Annotated in this window: 23 protein-coding genes and 2 other RNA genes; all 25 read left to right on the forward strand. The window is 56.6% G+C overall.

Going from position 1 to position 12,431, the window contains the following annotated elements:
* The coding region (locus ACW5W8_RS22255; RefSeq protein WP_498630486.1) for a TnsB C-terminal domain-containing protein at window positions 1–1,616 on the forward strand (1,616 nt) is incomplete at its 5' end.
* Window positions 1,617–1,659: 43 nt separating this feature from the next.
* Window positions 1,660–2,382, forward strand: coding sequence for an AAA family ATPase (locus ACW5W8_RS22260; RefSeq protein ID WP_498630488.1), 723 nt, complete (start codon window positions 1,660–1,662; stop codon window positions 2,380–2,382).
* 44 nt (window positions 2,383–2,426) lie between these two features.
* Window positions 2,427–3,017 carry a hypothetical protein gene (locus tag ACW5W8_RS22265; protein ID WP_498630490.1) on the forward strand — a complete coding sequence of 197 codons (591 nt, stop codon included), beginning with the start codon at window positions 2,427–2,429 and terminating at the stop codon, window positions 3,015–3,017.
* Window positions 3,001–3,552 (forward strand): transcriptional regulator, encoded by a 552-nt coding sequence (locus ACW5W8_RS22270; protein ID WP_498630492.1) that lies wholly within the window; start codon window positions 3,001–3,003, stop codon window positions 3,550–3,552. The genes ACW5W8_RS22265 and ACW5W8_RS22270 overlap by 17 nt, the downstream gene beginning before the upstream one ends.
* A 64-nt stretch (window positions 3,553–3,616) precedes the next feature.
* Window positions 3,617–3,859, forward strand: coding sequence for a Kil protein family (locus ACW5W8_RS22275; protein WP_016350110.1), 243 nt, complete (start codon window positions 3,617–3,619; stop codon window positions 3,857–3,859).
* A gap of 11 nt (window positions 3,860–3,870) precedes the next feature.
* Window positions 3,871–4,050 (forward strand): hypothetical protein, encoded by a 180-nt coding sequence (locus ACW5W8_RS22280; RefSeq protein WP_498630494.1) that lies wholly within the window; start codon window positions 3,871–3,873, stop codon window positions 4,048–4,050.
* 10 nt (window positions 4,051–4,060) lie between these two features.
* Window positions 4,061–4,681, forward strand: a complete 621-nt coding sequence (locus tag ACW5W8_RS22285; RefSeq protein WP_224967840.1) for a DUF3164 family protein — start codon at window positions 4,061–4,063, stop codon at window positions 4,679–4,681.
* 14 nt (window positions 4,682–4,695) lie between these two features.
* A complete protein-coding gene (locus ACW5W8_RS22290; protein WP_182932662.1) occupies window positions 4,696–4,890 on the forward strand; it encodes a hypothetical protein in 195 nt (64 codons plus the stop codon).
* A 7-nt stretch (window positions 4,891–4,897) separates the two neighbouring features.
* An RNA gene (locus tag ACW5W8_RS22295) (hammerhead ribozyme type II) lies at window positions 4,898–4,967 on the forward strand.
* A gap of 8 nt (window positions 4,968–4,975) precedes the next feature.
* Window positions 4,976–5,662 carry a DUF2786 domain-containing protein gene (locus ACW5W8_RS22300; RefSeq protein ID WP_498630497.1) on the forward strand — a complete coding sequence of 229 codons (687 nt, stop codon included), beginning with the start codon at window positions 4,976–4,978 and terminating at the stop codon, window positions 5,660–5,662.
* Between the two features lie 152 nt (window positions 5,663–5,814).
* Entirely contained in the window at window positions 5,815–6,027 is a 213-nt protein-coding gene (locus ACW5W8_RS22305; protein WP_498630499.1) for a hypothetical protein, read from the forward strand.
* An RNA gene (locus tag ACW5W8_RS22310) (hammerhead ribozyme type II) lies at window positions 6,026–6,100 on the forward strand. The genes ACW5W8_RS22305 and ACW5W8_RS22310 overlap by 2 nt, the downstream gene beginning before the upstream one ends.
* Window positions 6,101–6,140: 40 nt before the next feature.
* A complete protein-coding gene (locus ACW5W8_RS22315; protein ID WP_498630501.1) occupies window positions 6,141–6,377 on the forward strand; it encodes a hypothetical protein in 237 nt (78 codons plus the stop codon).
* Window positions 6,364–6,534, forward strand: a complete 171-nt coding sequence (locus tag ACW5W8_RS22320) for a hypothetical protein (RefSeq protein ID WP_167570952.1) — start codon at window positions 6,364–6,366, stop codon at window positions 6,532–6,534. Before ACW5W8_RS22315 ends, ACW5W8_RS22320 begins: the two co-directional genes overlap by 14 nt.
* On the forward strand, window positions 6,531–7,157 hold the full coding sequence (locus ACW5W8_RS22325) for a gp16 family protein (RefSeq protein ID WP_498630503.1): 627 nt from the start codon (window positions 6,531–6,533) through the stop codon (window positions 7,155–7,157). Before ACW5W8_RS22320 ends, ACW5W8_RS22325 begins: the two co-directional genes overlap by 4 nt.
* Entirely contained in the window at window positions 7,147–7,578 is a 432-nt protein-coding gene (locus ACW5W8_RS22330; protein ID WP_498630511.1) for a Mor transcription activator family protein, read from the forward strand. Before ACW5W8_RS22325 ends, ACW5W8_RS22330 begins: the two co-directional genes overlap by 11 nt.
* An 89-nt stretch (window positions 7,579–7,667) precedes the next feature.
* Window positions 7,668–8,258 carry a DUF6338 family protein gene (locus ACW5W8_RS22335; protein WP_429114622.1) on the forward strand — a complete coding sequence of 197 codons (591 nt, stop codon included), beginning with the start codon at window positions 7,668–7,670 and terminating at the stop codon, window positions 8,256–8,258.
* Between the two features lie 546 nt (window positions 8,259–8,804).
* The gene (locus ACW5W8_RS22340) at window positions 8,805–9,380 is read left to right on the forward strand and encodes a glycoside hydrolase family 108 protein (protein WP_371177944.1); all 576 of its coding nucleotides are present in this window, start codon (window positions 8,805–8,807) and stop codon (window positions 9,378–9,380) included.
* A complete protein-coding gene (locus ACW5W8_RS22345; protein WP_156852877.1) occupies window positions 9,377–9,694 on the forward strand; it encodes a hypothetical protein in 318 nt (105 codons plus the stop codon). Before ACW5W8_RS22340 ends, ACW5W8_RS22345 begins: the two co-directional genes overlap by 4 nt.
* The gene (locus tag ACW5W8_RS22350) at window positions 9,687–9,908 is read left to right on the forward strand and encodes a hypothetical protein (protein ID WP_005353373.1); all 222 of its coding nucleotides are present in this window, start codon (window positions 9,687–9,689) and stop codon (window positions 9,906–9,908) included. The genes ACW5W8_RS22345 and ACW5W8_RS22350 overlap by 8 nt, the downstream gene beginning before the upstream one ends.
* 21 nt (window positions 9,909–9,929) lie before the next feature.
* Window positions 9,930–10,145, forward strand: coding sequence for a TraR/DksA C4-type zinc finger protein (locus ACW5W8_RS22355; protein ID WP_498630506.1), 216 nt, complete (start codon window positions 9,930–9,932; stop codon window positions 10,143–10,145).
* Window positions 10,126–10,440: a DUF2730 family protein gene (locus ACW5W8_RS22360; protein ID WP_005345918.1), complete on the forward strand. Its 315-nt coding sequence runs from the start codon at window positions 10,126–10,128 to the stop codon at window positions 10,438–10,440. The genes ACW5W8_RS22355 and ACW5W8_RS22360 overlap by 20 nt, the downstream gene beginning before the upstream one ends.
* Before the next feature lie 79 nt (window positions 10,441–10,519).
* Complete coding sequence (locus ACW5W8_RS22365) at window positions 10,520–10,816, forward strand: VpaChn25_0724 family phage protein (RefSeq protein WP_058059547.1); 297 nt, start codon at window positions 10,520–10,522, stop codon at window positions 10,814–10,816.
* A gap of 2 nt (window positions 10,817–10,818) precedes the next feature.
* Window positions 10,819–11,394, forward strand: coding sequence for a DUF3486 family protein (locus ACW5W8_RS22370; RefSeq protein WP_323875569.1), 576 nt, complete (start codon window positions 10,819–10,821; stop codon window positions 11,392–11,394).
* Window positions 11,394–12,431: terminase large subunit domain-containing protein (locus tag ACW5W8_RS22375; protein ID WP_498630509.1), on the forward strand; the 1,038-nt coding region annotated here is incomplete at its 3' end. The genes ACW5W8_RS22370 and ACW5W8_RS22375, both read left to right, overlap by 1 nt.

Here is a 12,431-nt window from a genome sequence, read left to right on the forward strand (position 1 = left end):
CCCAGTTCCTTACCGCATTGGTGACTGCCAAGCCACACCTGGCCAATAAGTGGGGCGCTCTGCATGAGCTCGCCACTGAGTACAGCGCGATAAACAAGCTGGGATGGCATATCCCCAGTCAGTCATCCCTGCGCCGCTGGATGGTCAAGTGGTTGGCGGAAAACAAAGTTGCCTTTACCTATGCCACCAACCCGGATGCCTACAACAACAAATACCGCACTGCCATCGAGGAAATGTACCCCTGGATGGGTCAACCGAACGATGTGTGGGAGTTCGACAGCACCCCGGTCGATGCCATGTTGGTGGATGGCCGTCACAGCATTATCGCGGTGATCGACGTGTTTACTCGCCGCGTTCGTTTGCTGGTGGCCAAGAGCTCATCCAGCGAGGGGATCTGCCTGTTGCTGCGCAAGACCCTGTTGGCCTGGGGCACCCTCAATGACAACGGTGTGATGCGTACCGATAACGGCTCTGACTACGTGAGTCAGCGGGTCATGTCGATCTGCACACTGCTGGATATCAATGTCAGCCGATCCAATGCCTATTCGGGTTGGGAAAAGCCCTTTATCGAGCGATTTTTCCGCACCCTGAGCCACGGCCTTATCGAGTTGTTGCCCTCCTATATAGGCCACTGCGTGGCTGACAGACAGGTGATTGAAGCCCGCAAGGGCTTTGCCCAGCGGTTGGAAGAGAAGCGCAAACCGGATGCGGAAAAAGAGATTTTTGAGTTGGCGATGACAGCACAAGAGCTGCAGACCCTACTCGATAACTGGCTGGATGCTCGTTACCACAACAAAAAGCACAGCTCACTGGGGATGACCCCAAACGAGAAGTACCAGAGTGCCCGTTATCAGCGCCGCGCCATCACCGATGAGTCTGCATTGGATCTGCTGCTCAACCATATCGGTGAGGCGACTGTCTCCAAAGGCTTTATTAAGGCCGGTGGCCTGAAATATAGCGCCCCGGAGCTATTGGAGCACACCTGGAAGAGCCAGCGGGTCAGCGTCTTTCTCGATCCCAACGATGTGGGTCGCGCCACCTTATACCGCACCGGAGACTGGGGAGACCGAGTGGAGGCCATCAATACCGATCTGCTCGGAAATGGCATCAGCCCAGACGCATTCCGTGCAGCCAAGCGTGAGGATGCCAAGGTACTGGCCCGATTCCGCCGCGAGATGCGCAATGTGGCCAAGACATTTGGCATCGACCAGCTACACCAGGATGTGGTCAATCACTTTGTCGATCAGGCCAAGGAGGTTGCCCAGTTCAAGCGCTCGGATCTGAACCTCGACAACCCGGCGCTGGCTGCCCTGACTGGGGTTGCGGCATCCAGTGTGCCGGTCGGGTTCAGTGCTACGGAGCTGGCCGCCATTGAGGCCAGGCGAGAAGAGAAAGCTGCCCGCCAGCAAGCAACGGCAGGGCAAGAGTCCAGAGCACTCAAGACCGAGTATGAGCAGGCAATTTACTTGGCAGAGAAGGAGTTGGATACCCCGCTGACCGAGCGGGAGAAGGAGTGGCTGACCAAGTACCTGTATAGCCACAAGTTGCCAGCAAAACGGATTAGCAGGCATCTGGAAAGCATCAGGGCCACACGCAATGCCCAGGCAAAAGGTTAAGCGTGCAGCCCTGTTTAAACCATAGATAAAGGACATAAACACTATGAAACACAAGATCGTTGAAGTCAAAAACATGATCAAGACCGAGCAACTGCTCGACAACTTGCTCAACCGCTCCAGCATAGTGCCGGGCATTGGCCTGATCCACGGCCCCTCCGGCTTTGGCAAGACCACCGCCGTGGAATGGCTGTTCAACCAGGACGAAGTGAACGGGATCTATGTGCGTTGCTACAAGGCCGATACCGTCACCAGCCTGCTGGAGCAGATAGCCAAAGAGATCGGCATCCCCCAGCGCCACAACCTGCGGGCCCAGGTCGATAGCATCATCGAATCCGTGCGTGCCGAAGAGCTGGCCATCTTCGTGGACGAGGCCGATTACGTGGTCGGTAATGCCCGCATCATGGAGACCCTGCGCGATATCTACGATGCCACCGAACAACCCCTGATCCTGGTCGGGATGGAAGAGATTGCCCGCCGGATCAGCCAGCGCAAGCAACTGTTTAACCGCATCTCCCAATGGATTGAGTTCAAACCGGCCGATCTCGATGACGTGTCCCTGATTGCCAGCGAAATGCTGGAGGTGGACGTGGAAATTGACGATGCCTTGCTGGATCTCATTCGCAAACGTTCCAACGGGGTGGTTCGCACCATCGTCTCTGCCCTCGACAAGATCGAGAAGATGGCTATGGCTTCTGACGCTCACATCATCCGCCTGGAAGATGTAGACGCCAGCGAACTGCTGCATGACGTGCGCCGCAGCCGTTAGCTCCCAGATATACCCCAATAACAACAAGCACGGGAGGGATACCAGTGGTTGATATGAGTGGTAAATCCAAGACGGAATCAGCTTGGCGATGGATGTGTGGAAAGTCGGAGTTTGATATTCCGACCCTGCGCAAAGATTTGGGTATGGGGGCTAACCATGCCCATCAGTTGGTAAATCGCTTGCTCTCGACTGGCCATGTAAACATTGCCGTCCAAGGAGCATCACGCATCGCAAGCAGATACCAAGTATGTATTCCACAAGAAAAACTGCCCGATGAGATTGATGGCAGAAAGGCAGGCCGCTGGGCCAAGAAACGGGCGACCAAAAAAACCAGCCGCCAGAAGATGTGGAACACCATGAAAATAAGCAGAACGTTCGGGCTTATTGAATTAGCAATGACCTCAAATACTGCCACCAATAGTGCCTCGATATATACGAGGTCATTGGTTAAATCTGGTTATTTGAAGGTATTGGTGGCTGCCGTTCCTCATAAAGGAATTACCAGCAAATATCTGCTGACCAGAGATACCGGCCGCCACGCCCCAATTGTTCGCAGGAATGGCTGTTGGGATCAGAACCAGCAGCGGCTTTATCCATTCCAGTTTGAGGAGGGTGAGCATGGGCACGTGGCTTGAGGTGTTGCAGGCCGAAGTGGCGGCCAGCTCGCTGGCCGTGGTGGCCAAAAAGCTGGGTTTATCCAGAACCACCATCAGCCAGGTCTACAACGAAAAATATCCCGGCGATATGGCAAGGGTACAGACCCTGGTGGAAGGGGCCCTGATGGGCAACAAGGTGAGGTGTCCCATTCTGGGGGATATCCCGGCTCACCAGTGCCTTGCCCATCAACGCCGTGGCCCCAGTGACGTGGGTAGCAGCCCGATGGATATCAAGCTCTGGAAGGCTTGCCGCTCAGGCTGCCCCCATAGCCAGCTGACGGAGGAGCAGCAACTGCGCCGCCCGATGCGGTTATCGGTGGAGCAGGGCAAAGGGTCACAGAAAACGGCTCGCTATGACGCCGAGGCGACCCTCTCCAGGTTACGCCGTCAGGCCAAGAGCGATGGCGACAATGCCAGTTCGTCGCTGCGTATCCTGAGTGAGCTGCTGGCGGAAGAGCTGAAAATCATGGGTATCAAATACAACCGACTGCTCGACAAGCAAGAAGGCAAATAACGGTTGGCGGGGGTTGGGCTCGGAATAAGCAGTGGGCCCGGTGATGAATCACAAGGAGAACGGGATGAAAAAGAATCTGCGCAGCAATTTGCACAAAACTGCCGAACAGCTCAGCCACTGGTTGACGGCCAGAGGATATGAAGTCCGCACCAGTCAGGTGCGCCACACCCCGCTGCTGGCCGTCACTGGCCCTTTGCCACAAGCGATGAAGGCCCGCGCCGTGTTAAGCCGCGAATGCCTGGCTGGCGTGGTTCGGGAGGTCGCCCTGGTGCGCTTTGGCGGCTGCCTGCTGCATTGGCGCCAATAAGGAGAATGGAGATGGCCAAGATAGAGCTCGATATCGAAGACGAAGCACTGGCCAAGGTCGTGCTGCGTCAATTACCCAAGTTCCTCGAATTTTGCCGTGCGACTCACCTGGAAGAGCTGGTACTCGGCCCAGCGAAACAGCAGGCTGCCGCCGTGTGTTATCAGATGCCCGGCAGCAACAAGATCCATTAAGGAGAACCCTATGCAAGAAGCACAAACCGGCAGTACCACCCCGATGCGCCAGAACGCCCAAGGGCACTGGGTACCGGAAAACCTGATCACTCCGGCTGACAAGCTGCGCGATGAAGTGGTGATGGGCATCATTGCGGCTGCCCGCGAGCAGCGTTCGCAGCTGGCCGCCTTCAAAATTGGCGCCATGCAGCAGATCAACGACTTTGTTGACCTGTCATCCGAGCAGTACGGCGTGGCGTGGGGCGGTACCAAGGGCAACGTGACCCTGCTCAGTTTCGACGGCCGTTACAAGCTGATCCGGGCCGTGGGGGAGCACCGCAAATTTGATGAACGGATCCAGGCTGCCAAGGTGCTGATTGACCAGTGCATCGCCCGCTGGAGCGATGGGGCCAGTCCTAAACTGCGGGCCCTGGTTGACCACGCTTTTCGGGTTTCCAAAGCCGGTCATATCGACGTTAACCAGGTGCTCTCCCTGCGTCAGCTCAACATCGAAGACGCCGACTGGGAGCAGGCCATGCAGGCGATCGCCGATGCCATTCAGGTGACCGGTACCAGCCAATATCTGCGGCTCTATGAGCGTGACGCCCAGGGGCGTTACATCCAGATGAGCCTGGATCTGGCCAAGTTGTAAGGGAGGGAGACGCGATGGAAATCAACGTAGATATGGCCGAGGAGCAACTGCAGCTCTGTGAGCAGATCACTGAAACCGAGGGCACCTGCTACCCCGACGATACCTATGAGGATGGCATCAAGGCCGCCCTGCTCTGGGCGCTGGGGCTGGGGCCTGCCCCCCTCAATGTCGAGGAGTATCAAGGGGCGAAGCCACTGCAGTTCGAGTAATGGCCCGATGCGAAACGGGGCGGCATTGCCGCCCTGTCTGCCCGATGTGGTGATCGGGTACTGATGAGCAGCTAGGGATAAGCAGATGAAAAGTCGAATTTTAGAGAAGATCAAGAAGCTGCTGGCCATGGTCGAACGGGGCAACCCCCATGAGTCAGCCAATGCGATGAAGAAGATCCAGGCGTTGATGGCGGAGCATCAGCTCTCCAGCGAAGACGTGGCCTTGAGCGGCATCGATACCGCCAGCGCCAAGGCGGCCAACAGCAGTAAGAAGCAACCGGGTTGGAGCCATGGCCTGCTCACCATTATCGCCGAGGCGTTTGGGGTTGAAGCGATCTTTCAATGGACGGGCTTTCCGCGCCGCCAGATGCAGGTTGTTTTTATTGGCCCAGCCGAACGGGCGGAAATCGCGGGCTACGTCTATAGCGTGCTGGCTCGCCAGTTGCTGGCATCCCGCCGTGAGTTTCTGGCCACGCTGAACAAGCGCATGAAGAGCACCACCAAGACGGCCAGAGCTGACCTGTTTTGCGAGGGATGGTGCCAAGGGGTGTACGGCAAGGTTGTGGCATTGGTACCGAGTGAGCATGAAAACGAGCTGGTTACCCAGTACAAGGCCAAGCACTTCCCCCATTTGGTAAAGGGCAAGATCAGAGAGAGCAAGGCGACCAGACGCGATGAGGGGGCTCGCTACGATGGCTATGTGAGCGGCAAACAGGTGGAGCTCAATGCTGGAGTGAAGGGGCAAGAGCTGGCCAAGCTGGAGGCCCTATGAAATCAGGCCGCAATCAGATGTTGAGCCATGAGCTGGATGCTCTGCTTAAGCGATGGGAGCGGCGGCGAATAGCCTCTTTTTGGATAGGTCTTAATCTGCTGGCTGGCGTGTTCGCGCTGGCCATCCTTGTGGCTCAGTAACCGAGGTGACATATGGAAAATGTGAAAGCGCTGCTCAATACCAGCGTGGCCGATGCCAAAAGCTCCCTGGAATGCCAACTGATGAGCAACCCGCTGCAGGCCCTGAACGATGCGCAGCTGGCCGCTGACTTTATCAACCAGTACGGCACGGCTACCGGCCAGAAATCCCGGTTGGCCATGCTGACCTCCATCATCAACAAAGCCCGCAAACAGTTATCTCACTAAGCGAAACCATCCCGAGCGACTGCTCGGGATGGTCTGCCCGGCGTGGTGGCCGGGCACTGATGAGCAGCCGACCTGGGCCCAGGTCTTCACCGCCTCGATAAAGGAGCACGGCGATGACTAAAACAGAGATGGATATTCGGCTTACCAAGATATTCAGCACCGCAGCCATTGCACTGGCGGCCGCTGAAAAACGGGCTGTGTGCAAACAGCTCAAACAGTTTATTAGAGAGGCCCGCGCTCAGGGGTTATTTGCCCTGGCGGGGGAAGCAAGCCAGATGCGCTGGCAACTGGTGGCTGAACTGCAGCAAGCCAGAACGGCGGCGCTGGAGGCCAGCCATGTCCATGTCTAACTGGCAACGACTGCTGGCCTACGTAATGAAGTTTGGCAACCTGAGCCAGCAGCAGGCAGAGCAGTGGCTCGATAGCCATTGCCCTCAGTGGCGCAGTGGGCCGGATGTGATGGCGGCCGGGCAAATCTGGATGAAAAAGACGGGGAGGGGGAATTGAACACCTTAGCTAACAATCAGCCAAATGCTGCGCAGAGTGGTGATCGTACCCGCCTGATCCGTCTGGTTCAGGTTGGCAGGCGCACCCTGGGGCTCGATGAGGAGACTTATCGGGTGTTGCTTGAGCAGCAGAGCGGCAAGCGTTCGGCGGCCGAGTTGACGATCCCGGAGCTGGACAAGGTGCTGCTGGCTATGAAGGGGGCAGGGTTTAAACCGACGGTTAAACGCCCTGTTAAAGGGGCTGTTAAAGCGGGAGGGCACAAGCGTTTAAGCCCGGCCCGTGGGGCTCATGCCAAAACCGCCGAGATAAACGTGATCCGGGCTGTATGGATCACCATGCACCGCCATGGCCTGCTGCGCGATGGCAGTGAGACGGCCTTGAATCACTATGTTGAGCGGCAAACGGTGCGGCTTAACAACGGCATCGGCGTGGCAGAGGTGGCCTGGCTCACCGATGGGTTGGCTTACCAGGTGCTTGAGTCACTGAAAAACTGGCACAAGCGGGAGCTGGTTGCACGCCTTGTCGCGGCCAAGAAAACCGTCCCCACCAATGGGAAGTCTGGGCGAGTGGCCGGTTATCAGGCCGTTGTGGCGGCGTTTGAGGAGATGAATGATGGACGCTAAAGCTGAGAATCTGGACTTGTTCGCCGATGATCATGAGTCGCTGGGGCAGCTTGTCGATCGCCTGGATCAGATCCCGGCCTCCGAACTGACGGCCAAATGGCCCAAAGCCTTGAGCGAGCTGGTGGATGTGCTGGCCTGCGAGTTGGTCAGAGGGGGGATGGCACAAGAACAGGCCAAGGCTCAGGCCCGAAAGCTGGCGCTGGTACAGGCCCATTATATGGGTGGCCGTGCCTACTACATCCCCACCGGGGATCATCTCAAGGCCGCGTTGCGTGATCGGGCCATCTGGGATGAGTTTAACGGTCGCAATATCGACCATCTGGCGCGCAAGCATGGGCTTTCGGTACCACAAACCTATGCGGTTGTAGCTGAACAGCGTCAGCTGAGCAGATCTAGGTCACAACTTGATATGTTTAGTTAAAGACAGGGTTAAGATGAAGAGGAGACTGGTTTCCATATGGCAAGTATGAGGTATACACTGCAGACTCTGTAAAGGGGTAGGGTGTACGAATGGATTTAGAACTGTTAGAAATTAATAAACTTTTAATGTTTATAGCTTTTGTAATGCCTGGATTCATAGCCATCAAGGCATATAGTGTATTTTCTGGTGTTGCCGCAGCGCCCAAACCTTCTTCTGAACAGATAATTGATGCAGCAACATATAGCTGTATCAATTATCTTATTTGGCTGCCATTCGTATATATGGTGGAGTCCAGTCGGTTAAAGTTTGACTATATTTGGTTGTACGTGGCTTTTTATGTGATTGTGTTATTTATATCACCAATAGTCATAACTAAGTTATGGTTGAGTGTAATGCGCCATCAATTAGGTAAGGATCCAATAGAAAGGCCATGGGACTATGTTTTTTCATTGCGAGAACACTATTGGGTTGTAGTTACACTTAAGTCTGGTGAAAAAATTGGTGGACTTTATGCAGACAAATCCTTTGTTTCTAGCTCTCCAGCACCGGAGCAAATTTTTCTACAAAGTACATGGGTTATAAATGAACATGGTGGATTTGAAAGAGAAAAAGAAACTTCAGCTGGCATTATGATTTTATCATCTGAAATTCTTTATCTTGAGTTTTATAAAACGAGATGACAATTTCAAATGAACCTTGAATATCTTCTAAATATAGCTGTTATTATAGGGTGTAGATTTGCTCTGTTATTGGTAAGACTGAGTGCTAAATATTAAGTTTGAGGTGAAACATGGCAATTATACCAGTTAAAGATAGAGCAGGGTTGACTCAACCCTCTATAAGAGAAAGAGATACGGATAAGCTTGTGACTCGTCCAATCCAAAGAGATGATAGCGAGTTGGCGATAAACGGATATCAACCTATCAGAAGTAGCGGTACGGACGCTACGCAACCTCCCCCCAAAAAACCATGAAAGCGAGACTGAATTATGTCCAATAACAAGCCTAAATCTCCCTCAAAGGGAAGTTCTGGGATAGGCATGGATGGATATCAACCAAAGCCCAAACCAAGTGGTATTAATACAAATGGATACCAGCCCCCGAAAAGTAGCGGAACAAGCCCAACCACACCGCCGCCTAAGAAGCCATAGTTCTAACCCACCATAAACCCATGCCCATGAGGCCCCCCGGTACGCTGCTGATAACGCAGTTCACCGAGGGGCCTTTATGTTATCACTCGCACTTAAATGGCTGCTTCGTCCCGATGTGGAAGGGGGCGAAGTCAACCATCCCGCCGACCGTGGTGGTCATACCAAGTACGGCATTGCCGATGCCGCCGATGGCAAGAAGGACGGCATGGCCGACCTCGATCGGGATGGGGTACCCGATATCGCTATCGGTGATCTGACCCCCGCCCATACCGAGCCATTTTACCGCCAGAACTACTGGGCGCCCGCCCGCTGTGACCTGATCGCCAGCTTAAGCCCGGCCCTTTCTATCGCCGTGTTTGATGCAGCGGTGCATCACGGGCCGAAACGCGCCATCCAACAGCTGCAACAGGTCTTGGGGGTGATGGCAGATGGCCGCCTTGGCCCTGTGTCGATAGGCAGACTCAAGCAGCAACTGGGCGCCAAGGGCGAGGGCCAGTTGTTGCTGGCGCTGATGATGCAGCGGGCCTGCTTCATGCACGGCATTGTGCGCAAAGACCCGAGCCAGTGGGCCAATGCCGATGGCTGGATCAACCGGCTGCTGCGTCTGCAGAGCTACCTCCTTTCTGACGTGGTTGGCGAGGTGGTGGCATGAGCGTGCTGACCATCAAGCAACAGAAGGCGGCGGCCGCGATCCAGGCTGCGGGCTGCTTTGGCATCCCTGAGCTCAAAAACCCCCGTTATCTCGCTTGCTTCAAGGATGGGCGCAAAGCCCATCTTAAGGCCGCTTTGGCCAATCAGATCGCTGACCCGAAGGCGATCCCGCTCTACAGCCACCACCAGACCCGTCAATCCCTGTTTGAGAAAGGGTGGCGCTCGGTGACCGAACTGGATCGCCTGCGGGCCCGTGCCCGTCATTGCCAACCTCCGTTATTTCAACCCCAAAAGAAGGAAGTCCATCATGCCTGATTCCCTGTTACCTCAAGCGAAGTCTGCCTTTAAAAGCCGCACTGTGATCGGTGGTGTGATTGCCGTGGGGGCCGGTATTGCGGGCCTGTTCGGTGTGCCGGTCGATGCGGGTACCCAAGCCAGCCTGGCATCCACCCTGGTGGATCTGGCCAGTGCGGTGGGTGGCCTGCTCGCCATCTGGGGCCGCATCAAGGCGACTCATACCGTCCGTTAGTAGTCATACGAGAGAGGTCACGTGACAAACCTCATAGACCGCGCCCAGCAGGCCGATGCCGATCGGACTGGGCGCATTATCGAAGCCCACCAGAACAGGGCAAGGCCATACGGCGATGGTATCTGCTGCGATTGTGACGAAGCCATCCCGACCTCCCGCCTTGCAGCCGAGCCTGGTGCCGAGCGCCAGACCCTGTATGAGCGCAAGGAGGCGACCCGTGTGGGATTTCATCGTTAAGAACTGGGGACCTCTTTATGCATTGGCCAGTTTGGTTGGGCTGGTGGTCATCATCTTGCTCTCCAAGACTTACGCCAAGCGCGAAGACCTCACTGCCTTGGTGCAGAGAGTGCAGCGGGTGGAGCAGGTACTGGCTGACCTGCCGAGCGAGCGTGAGCTGCACAAGCTGCAGTTGGAGATAAGCGAGCTGCGGGGGGAGTTGCGGGAGGTGAAGCCGGAGCTGCGCCAAGCCCGTCGTCTTGCCGATTTGCTGTTGGAAAATGAGCTCGCCGCCGTACAGAAGGAGAAGCCATGAGCATTCAACAAATTCTGTTATGTGAGGCCCAGCAGTGTTTCACCAGGCTGCCGCGACCAACCGCACTTAAGGAGAAGCCATGAGCATTCAAGCGATATTGGACGCCCAGCAGCGGCTGGTGATCCTGCGCTCCCTGCTGGATATCGGTGGTGCCGCCAACGAGTCAATCCTCAATGACTGCCTCGACCAGCTGGGTACCGGCCGGGTGACGCGGGATCGGGTGAAGACCCTGCTGGCCTGGCTGGAAGAGCAGGGGCTGGTGCGCATCGAGCGACTGGCCACGGTGCAGGTGGCTCACTTGACCGGTCGTGGCCAGGACGCGGCAGAGGGCCGGGCAACGGTGCCCGGCGTCAAGAAGCCCCGAGCGGAGGATTAAGCATGGCCGAGAAACCGACCCGAGGCCGCGCCAGCAAGGTGTGGCTGCTGCCTGAGTCTATCCGCAACGCGCTCAACGAGATGCTGCGGGACAAAGGCAACAGTCAGGCCGCCATCCTGGATGAAATCAACGGTCTGATCGAGGAGGCGGGGTTGCCCGATGATCTCAAGCTCTCCCGCTCCGGGTTAAGCCGTCATGCCAGCCAGGTTGAACAGGTCGGCCAGCACTTGCGGGATTTGCGAGAAACCACGGCCGCCTTGACCTCCCAGCTTGGCGACAAGCCGATGGGAGAGACTACCAAGCTCATTCTGGAGCTGGGCCGCTCTCAGCTGTTCAAGGCGATGTTGGCTCAGGTGCAGAACCCGGAGGAGGCGGTGGATATCGACATGCTGAAAAACGCCATGCTGGCGGCCCAGCGGCTCGAATCGACAGCGATGCAGAGTCATAAGCGGGAGAAAGAGATCCGCCAGGCATTTGCCGAAGAGGTGGCCGCCAAGACCGAAGCCATTGTGACTCAGGCGGGCTTGAGTGGTGAAGCCGCCGCCGAGATACGCCGCGAAATCCTGGGGATTGCCTGATGACCGCCCTTGCTCAGACCCCTATCGCCCAACAGTTGGCCCAGACCTTGGGTACCGAATACAACCCCGACGAGGTCTTGCTGCCGTACCAGCGCATCTGGATTGCCGACGAGAGCCCGCTCAAGATCGCCGAGAAGAGCCGCCGTACCGGTATCACCTGGGCTGAGGCGGCCGACGCTGCCCTGACGGCCTCCAAGACCAAGACGGCCGGGGGTTGCCACCACTTTTATGTGGGCAGCAACAAGGAGATGGCCCGCGAGTTTATCGATGCAGTGGCGATGTGGGCCAAGGCGTACAACAAGGCTGCCGGAGAGATCCAGGAGGAGGTGTTCACCGACGACGAGGACAAGGCGATCCTCACCTTCGTGGTCTATTTCGCCTCTGGCTTCAAGGTGCAGGCGCTCTCCAGCAACCCCTCCAACCTGCGGGGGATGCAGGGCAATGTGACCATCGACGAGGCCGCATTCCACGACAGACTGGCCGAGGTGTTGAAGGCCGCCATGGCGCTGACCATGTGGGGCGCCAAGGTGCGGTTGATCAGTACCCATAACGGTGTCGATAACCTGTTTAACCAGCTGATAAACGACAGCCTAGCGGGCCGCAAAGAGTATTCCATCCATACCATCAGCCTGGACGATGCCTGCCGCCAGGGGCTCTATCGTCGGATCTGCCAGGTCAAGGGCGGCCTTTGGACACAGGAAGCCGAGGACGCCTGGAAGGCGGGGCTGCTCAAGGCTACCGCCACCGAAGAGGATGCCCTTGAGGAGTATTTCTGCGTACCCAAGCAGAGCAGCGGCGTCTATATCAAGCGCACCCTGATCGAGCGAGCGATGCAACCGGATATCCCCATCCTGCGCTTTACCGCCCCCAAAGACTTCGAGCTGCAGAGCGAGGAGGCCCGCAAGGCGCTGGTGGATATCTGGTGCGAGGAGAACCTCAAGCCCTATCTGGAAGCACTCGATCGCAGTTGCCGCCATGTGCTGGGGGAAGATTTCGCCCGCAAAGGGGACTTGTCGGTTTTCGTACCGCTCTCTATC

This window comes from Aeromonas aquatilis, assembly GCF_054052405.1.

Excerpts from the sequence above, each read along its gene's own strand:
- ACW5W8_RS22335 (WP_429114622.1), top strand. The coding sequence starts at position 7,668 with ATGGATTTAGAACTGTTAGAAATTAATAAACTTTTAATGTTTATAGCT.
- ACW5W8_RS22260 (WP_498630488.1), top strand. The coding sequence starts at position 1,660 with ATGAAACACAAGATCGTTGAAGTCAAAAACATGATCAAGACCGAGCAA.
- ACW5W8_RS22270 (WP_498630492.1), top strand. The coding sequence starts at position 3,001 with ATGGGCACGTGGCTTGAGGTGTTGCAGGCCGAAGTGGCGGCCAGCTCG.
- ACW5W8_RS22370 (WP_323875569.1), top strand. The coding sequence starts at position 10,819 with ATGGCCGAGAAACCGACCCGAGGCCGCGCCAGCAAGGTGTGGCTGCTG.
- ACW5W8_RS22285 (WP_224967840.1), top strand. The coding sequence starts at position 4,061 with ATGCAAGAAGCACAAACCGGCAGTACCACCCCGATGCGCCAGAACGCC.
- ACW5W8_RS22305 (WP_498630499.1), top strand. The coding sequence starts at position 5,815 with ATGGAAAATGTGAAAGCGCTGCTCAATACCAGCGTGGCCGATGCCAAA.
- ACW5W8_RS22275 (WP_016350110.1), top strand. The coding sequence starts at position 3,617 with ATGAAAAAGAATCTGCGCAGCAATTTGCACAAAACTGCCGAACAGCTC.
- ACW5W8_RS22300 (WP_498630497.1), top strand. The coding sequence starts at position 4,976 with ATGAAAAGTCGAATTTTAGAGAAGATCAAGAAGCTGCTGGCCATGGTC.
- ACW5W8_RS22330 (WP_498630511.1), top strand. The coding sequence starts at position 7,147 with ATGGACGCTAAAGCTGAGAATCTGGACTTGTTCGCCGATGATCATGAG.
- ACW5W8_RS22365 (WP_058059547.1), top strand. The coding sequence starts at position 10,520 with ATGAGCATTCAAGCGATATTGGACGCCCAGCAGCGGCTGGTGATCCTG.
- ACW5W8_RS22340 (WP_371177944.1), top strand. The coding sequence starts at position 8,805 with ATGTTATCACTCGCACTTAAATGGCTGCTTCGTCCCGATGTGGAAGGG.
- ACW5W8_RS22280 (WP_498630494.1), top strand. The coding sequence starts at position 3,871 with ATGGCCAAGATAGAGCTCGATATCGAAGACGAAGCACTGGCCAAGGTC.
- ACW5W8_RS22350 (WP_005353373.1), top strand. The coding sequence starts at position 9,687 with ATGCCTGATTCCCTGTTACCTCAAGCGAAGTCTGCCTTTAAAAGCCGC.
- ACW5W8_RS22290 (WP_182932662.1), top strand. The coding sequence starts at position 4,696 with ATGGAAATCAACGTAGATATGGCCGAGGAGCAACTGCAGCTCTGTGAG.
- ACW5W8_RS22315 (WP_498630501.1), top strand. The coding sequence starts at position 6,141 with ATGACTAAAACAGAGATGGATATTCGGCTTACCAAGATATTCAGCACC.
- ACW5W8_RS22345 (WP_156852877.1), top strand. The coding sequence starts at position 9,377 with ATGAGCGTGCTGACCATCAAGCAACAGAAGGCGGCGGCCGCGATCCAG.
- ACW5W8_RS22320 (WP_167570952.1), top strand. The coding sequence starts at position 6,364 with ATGTCCATGTCTAACTGGCAACGACTGCTGGCCTACGTAATGAAGTTT.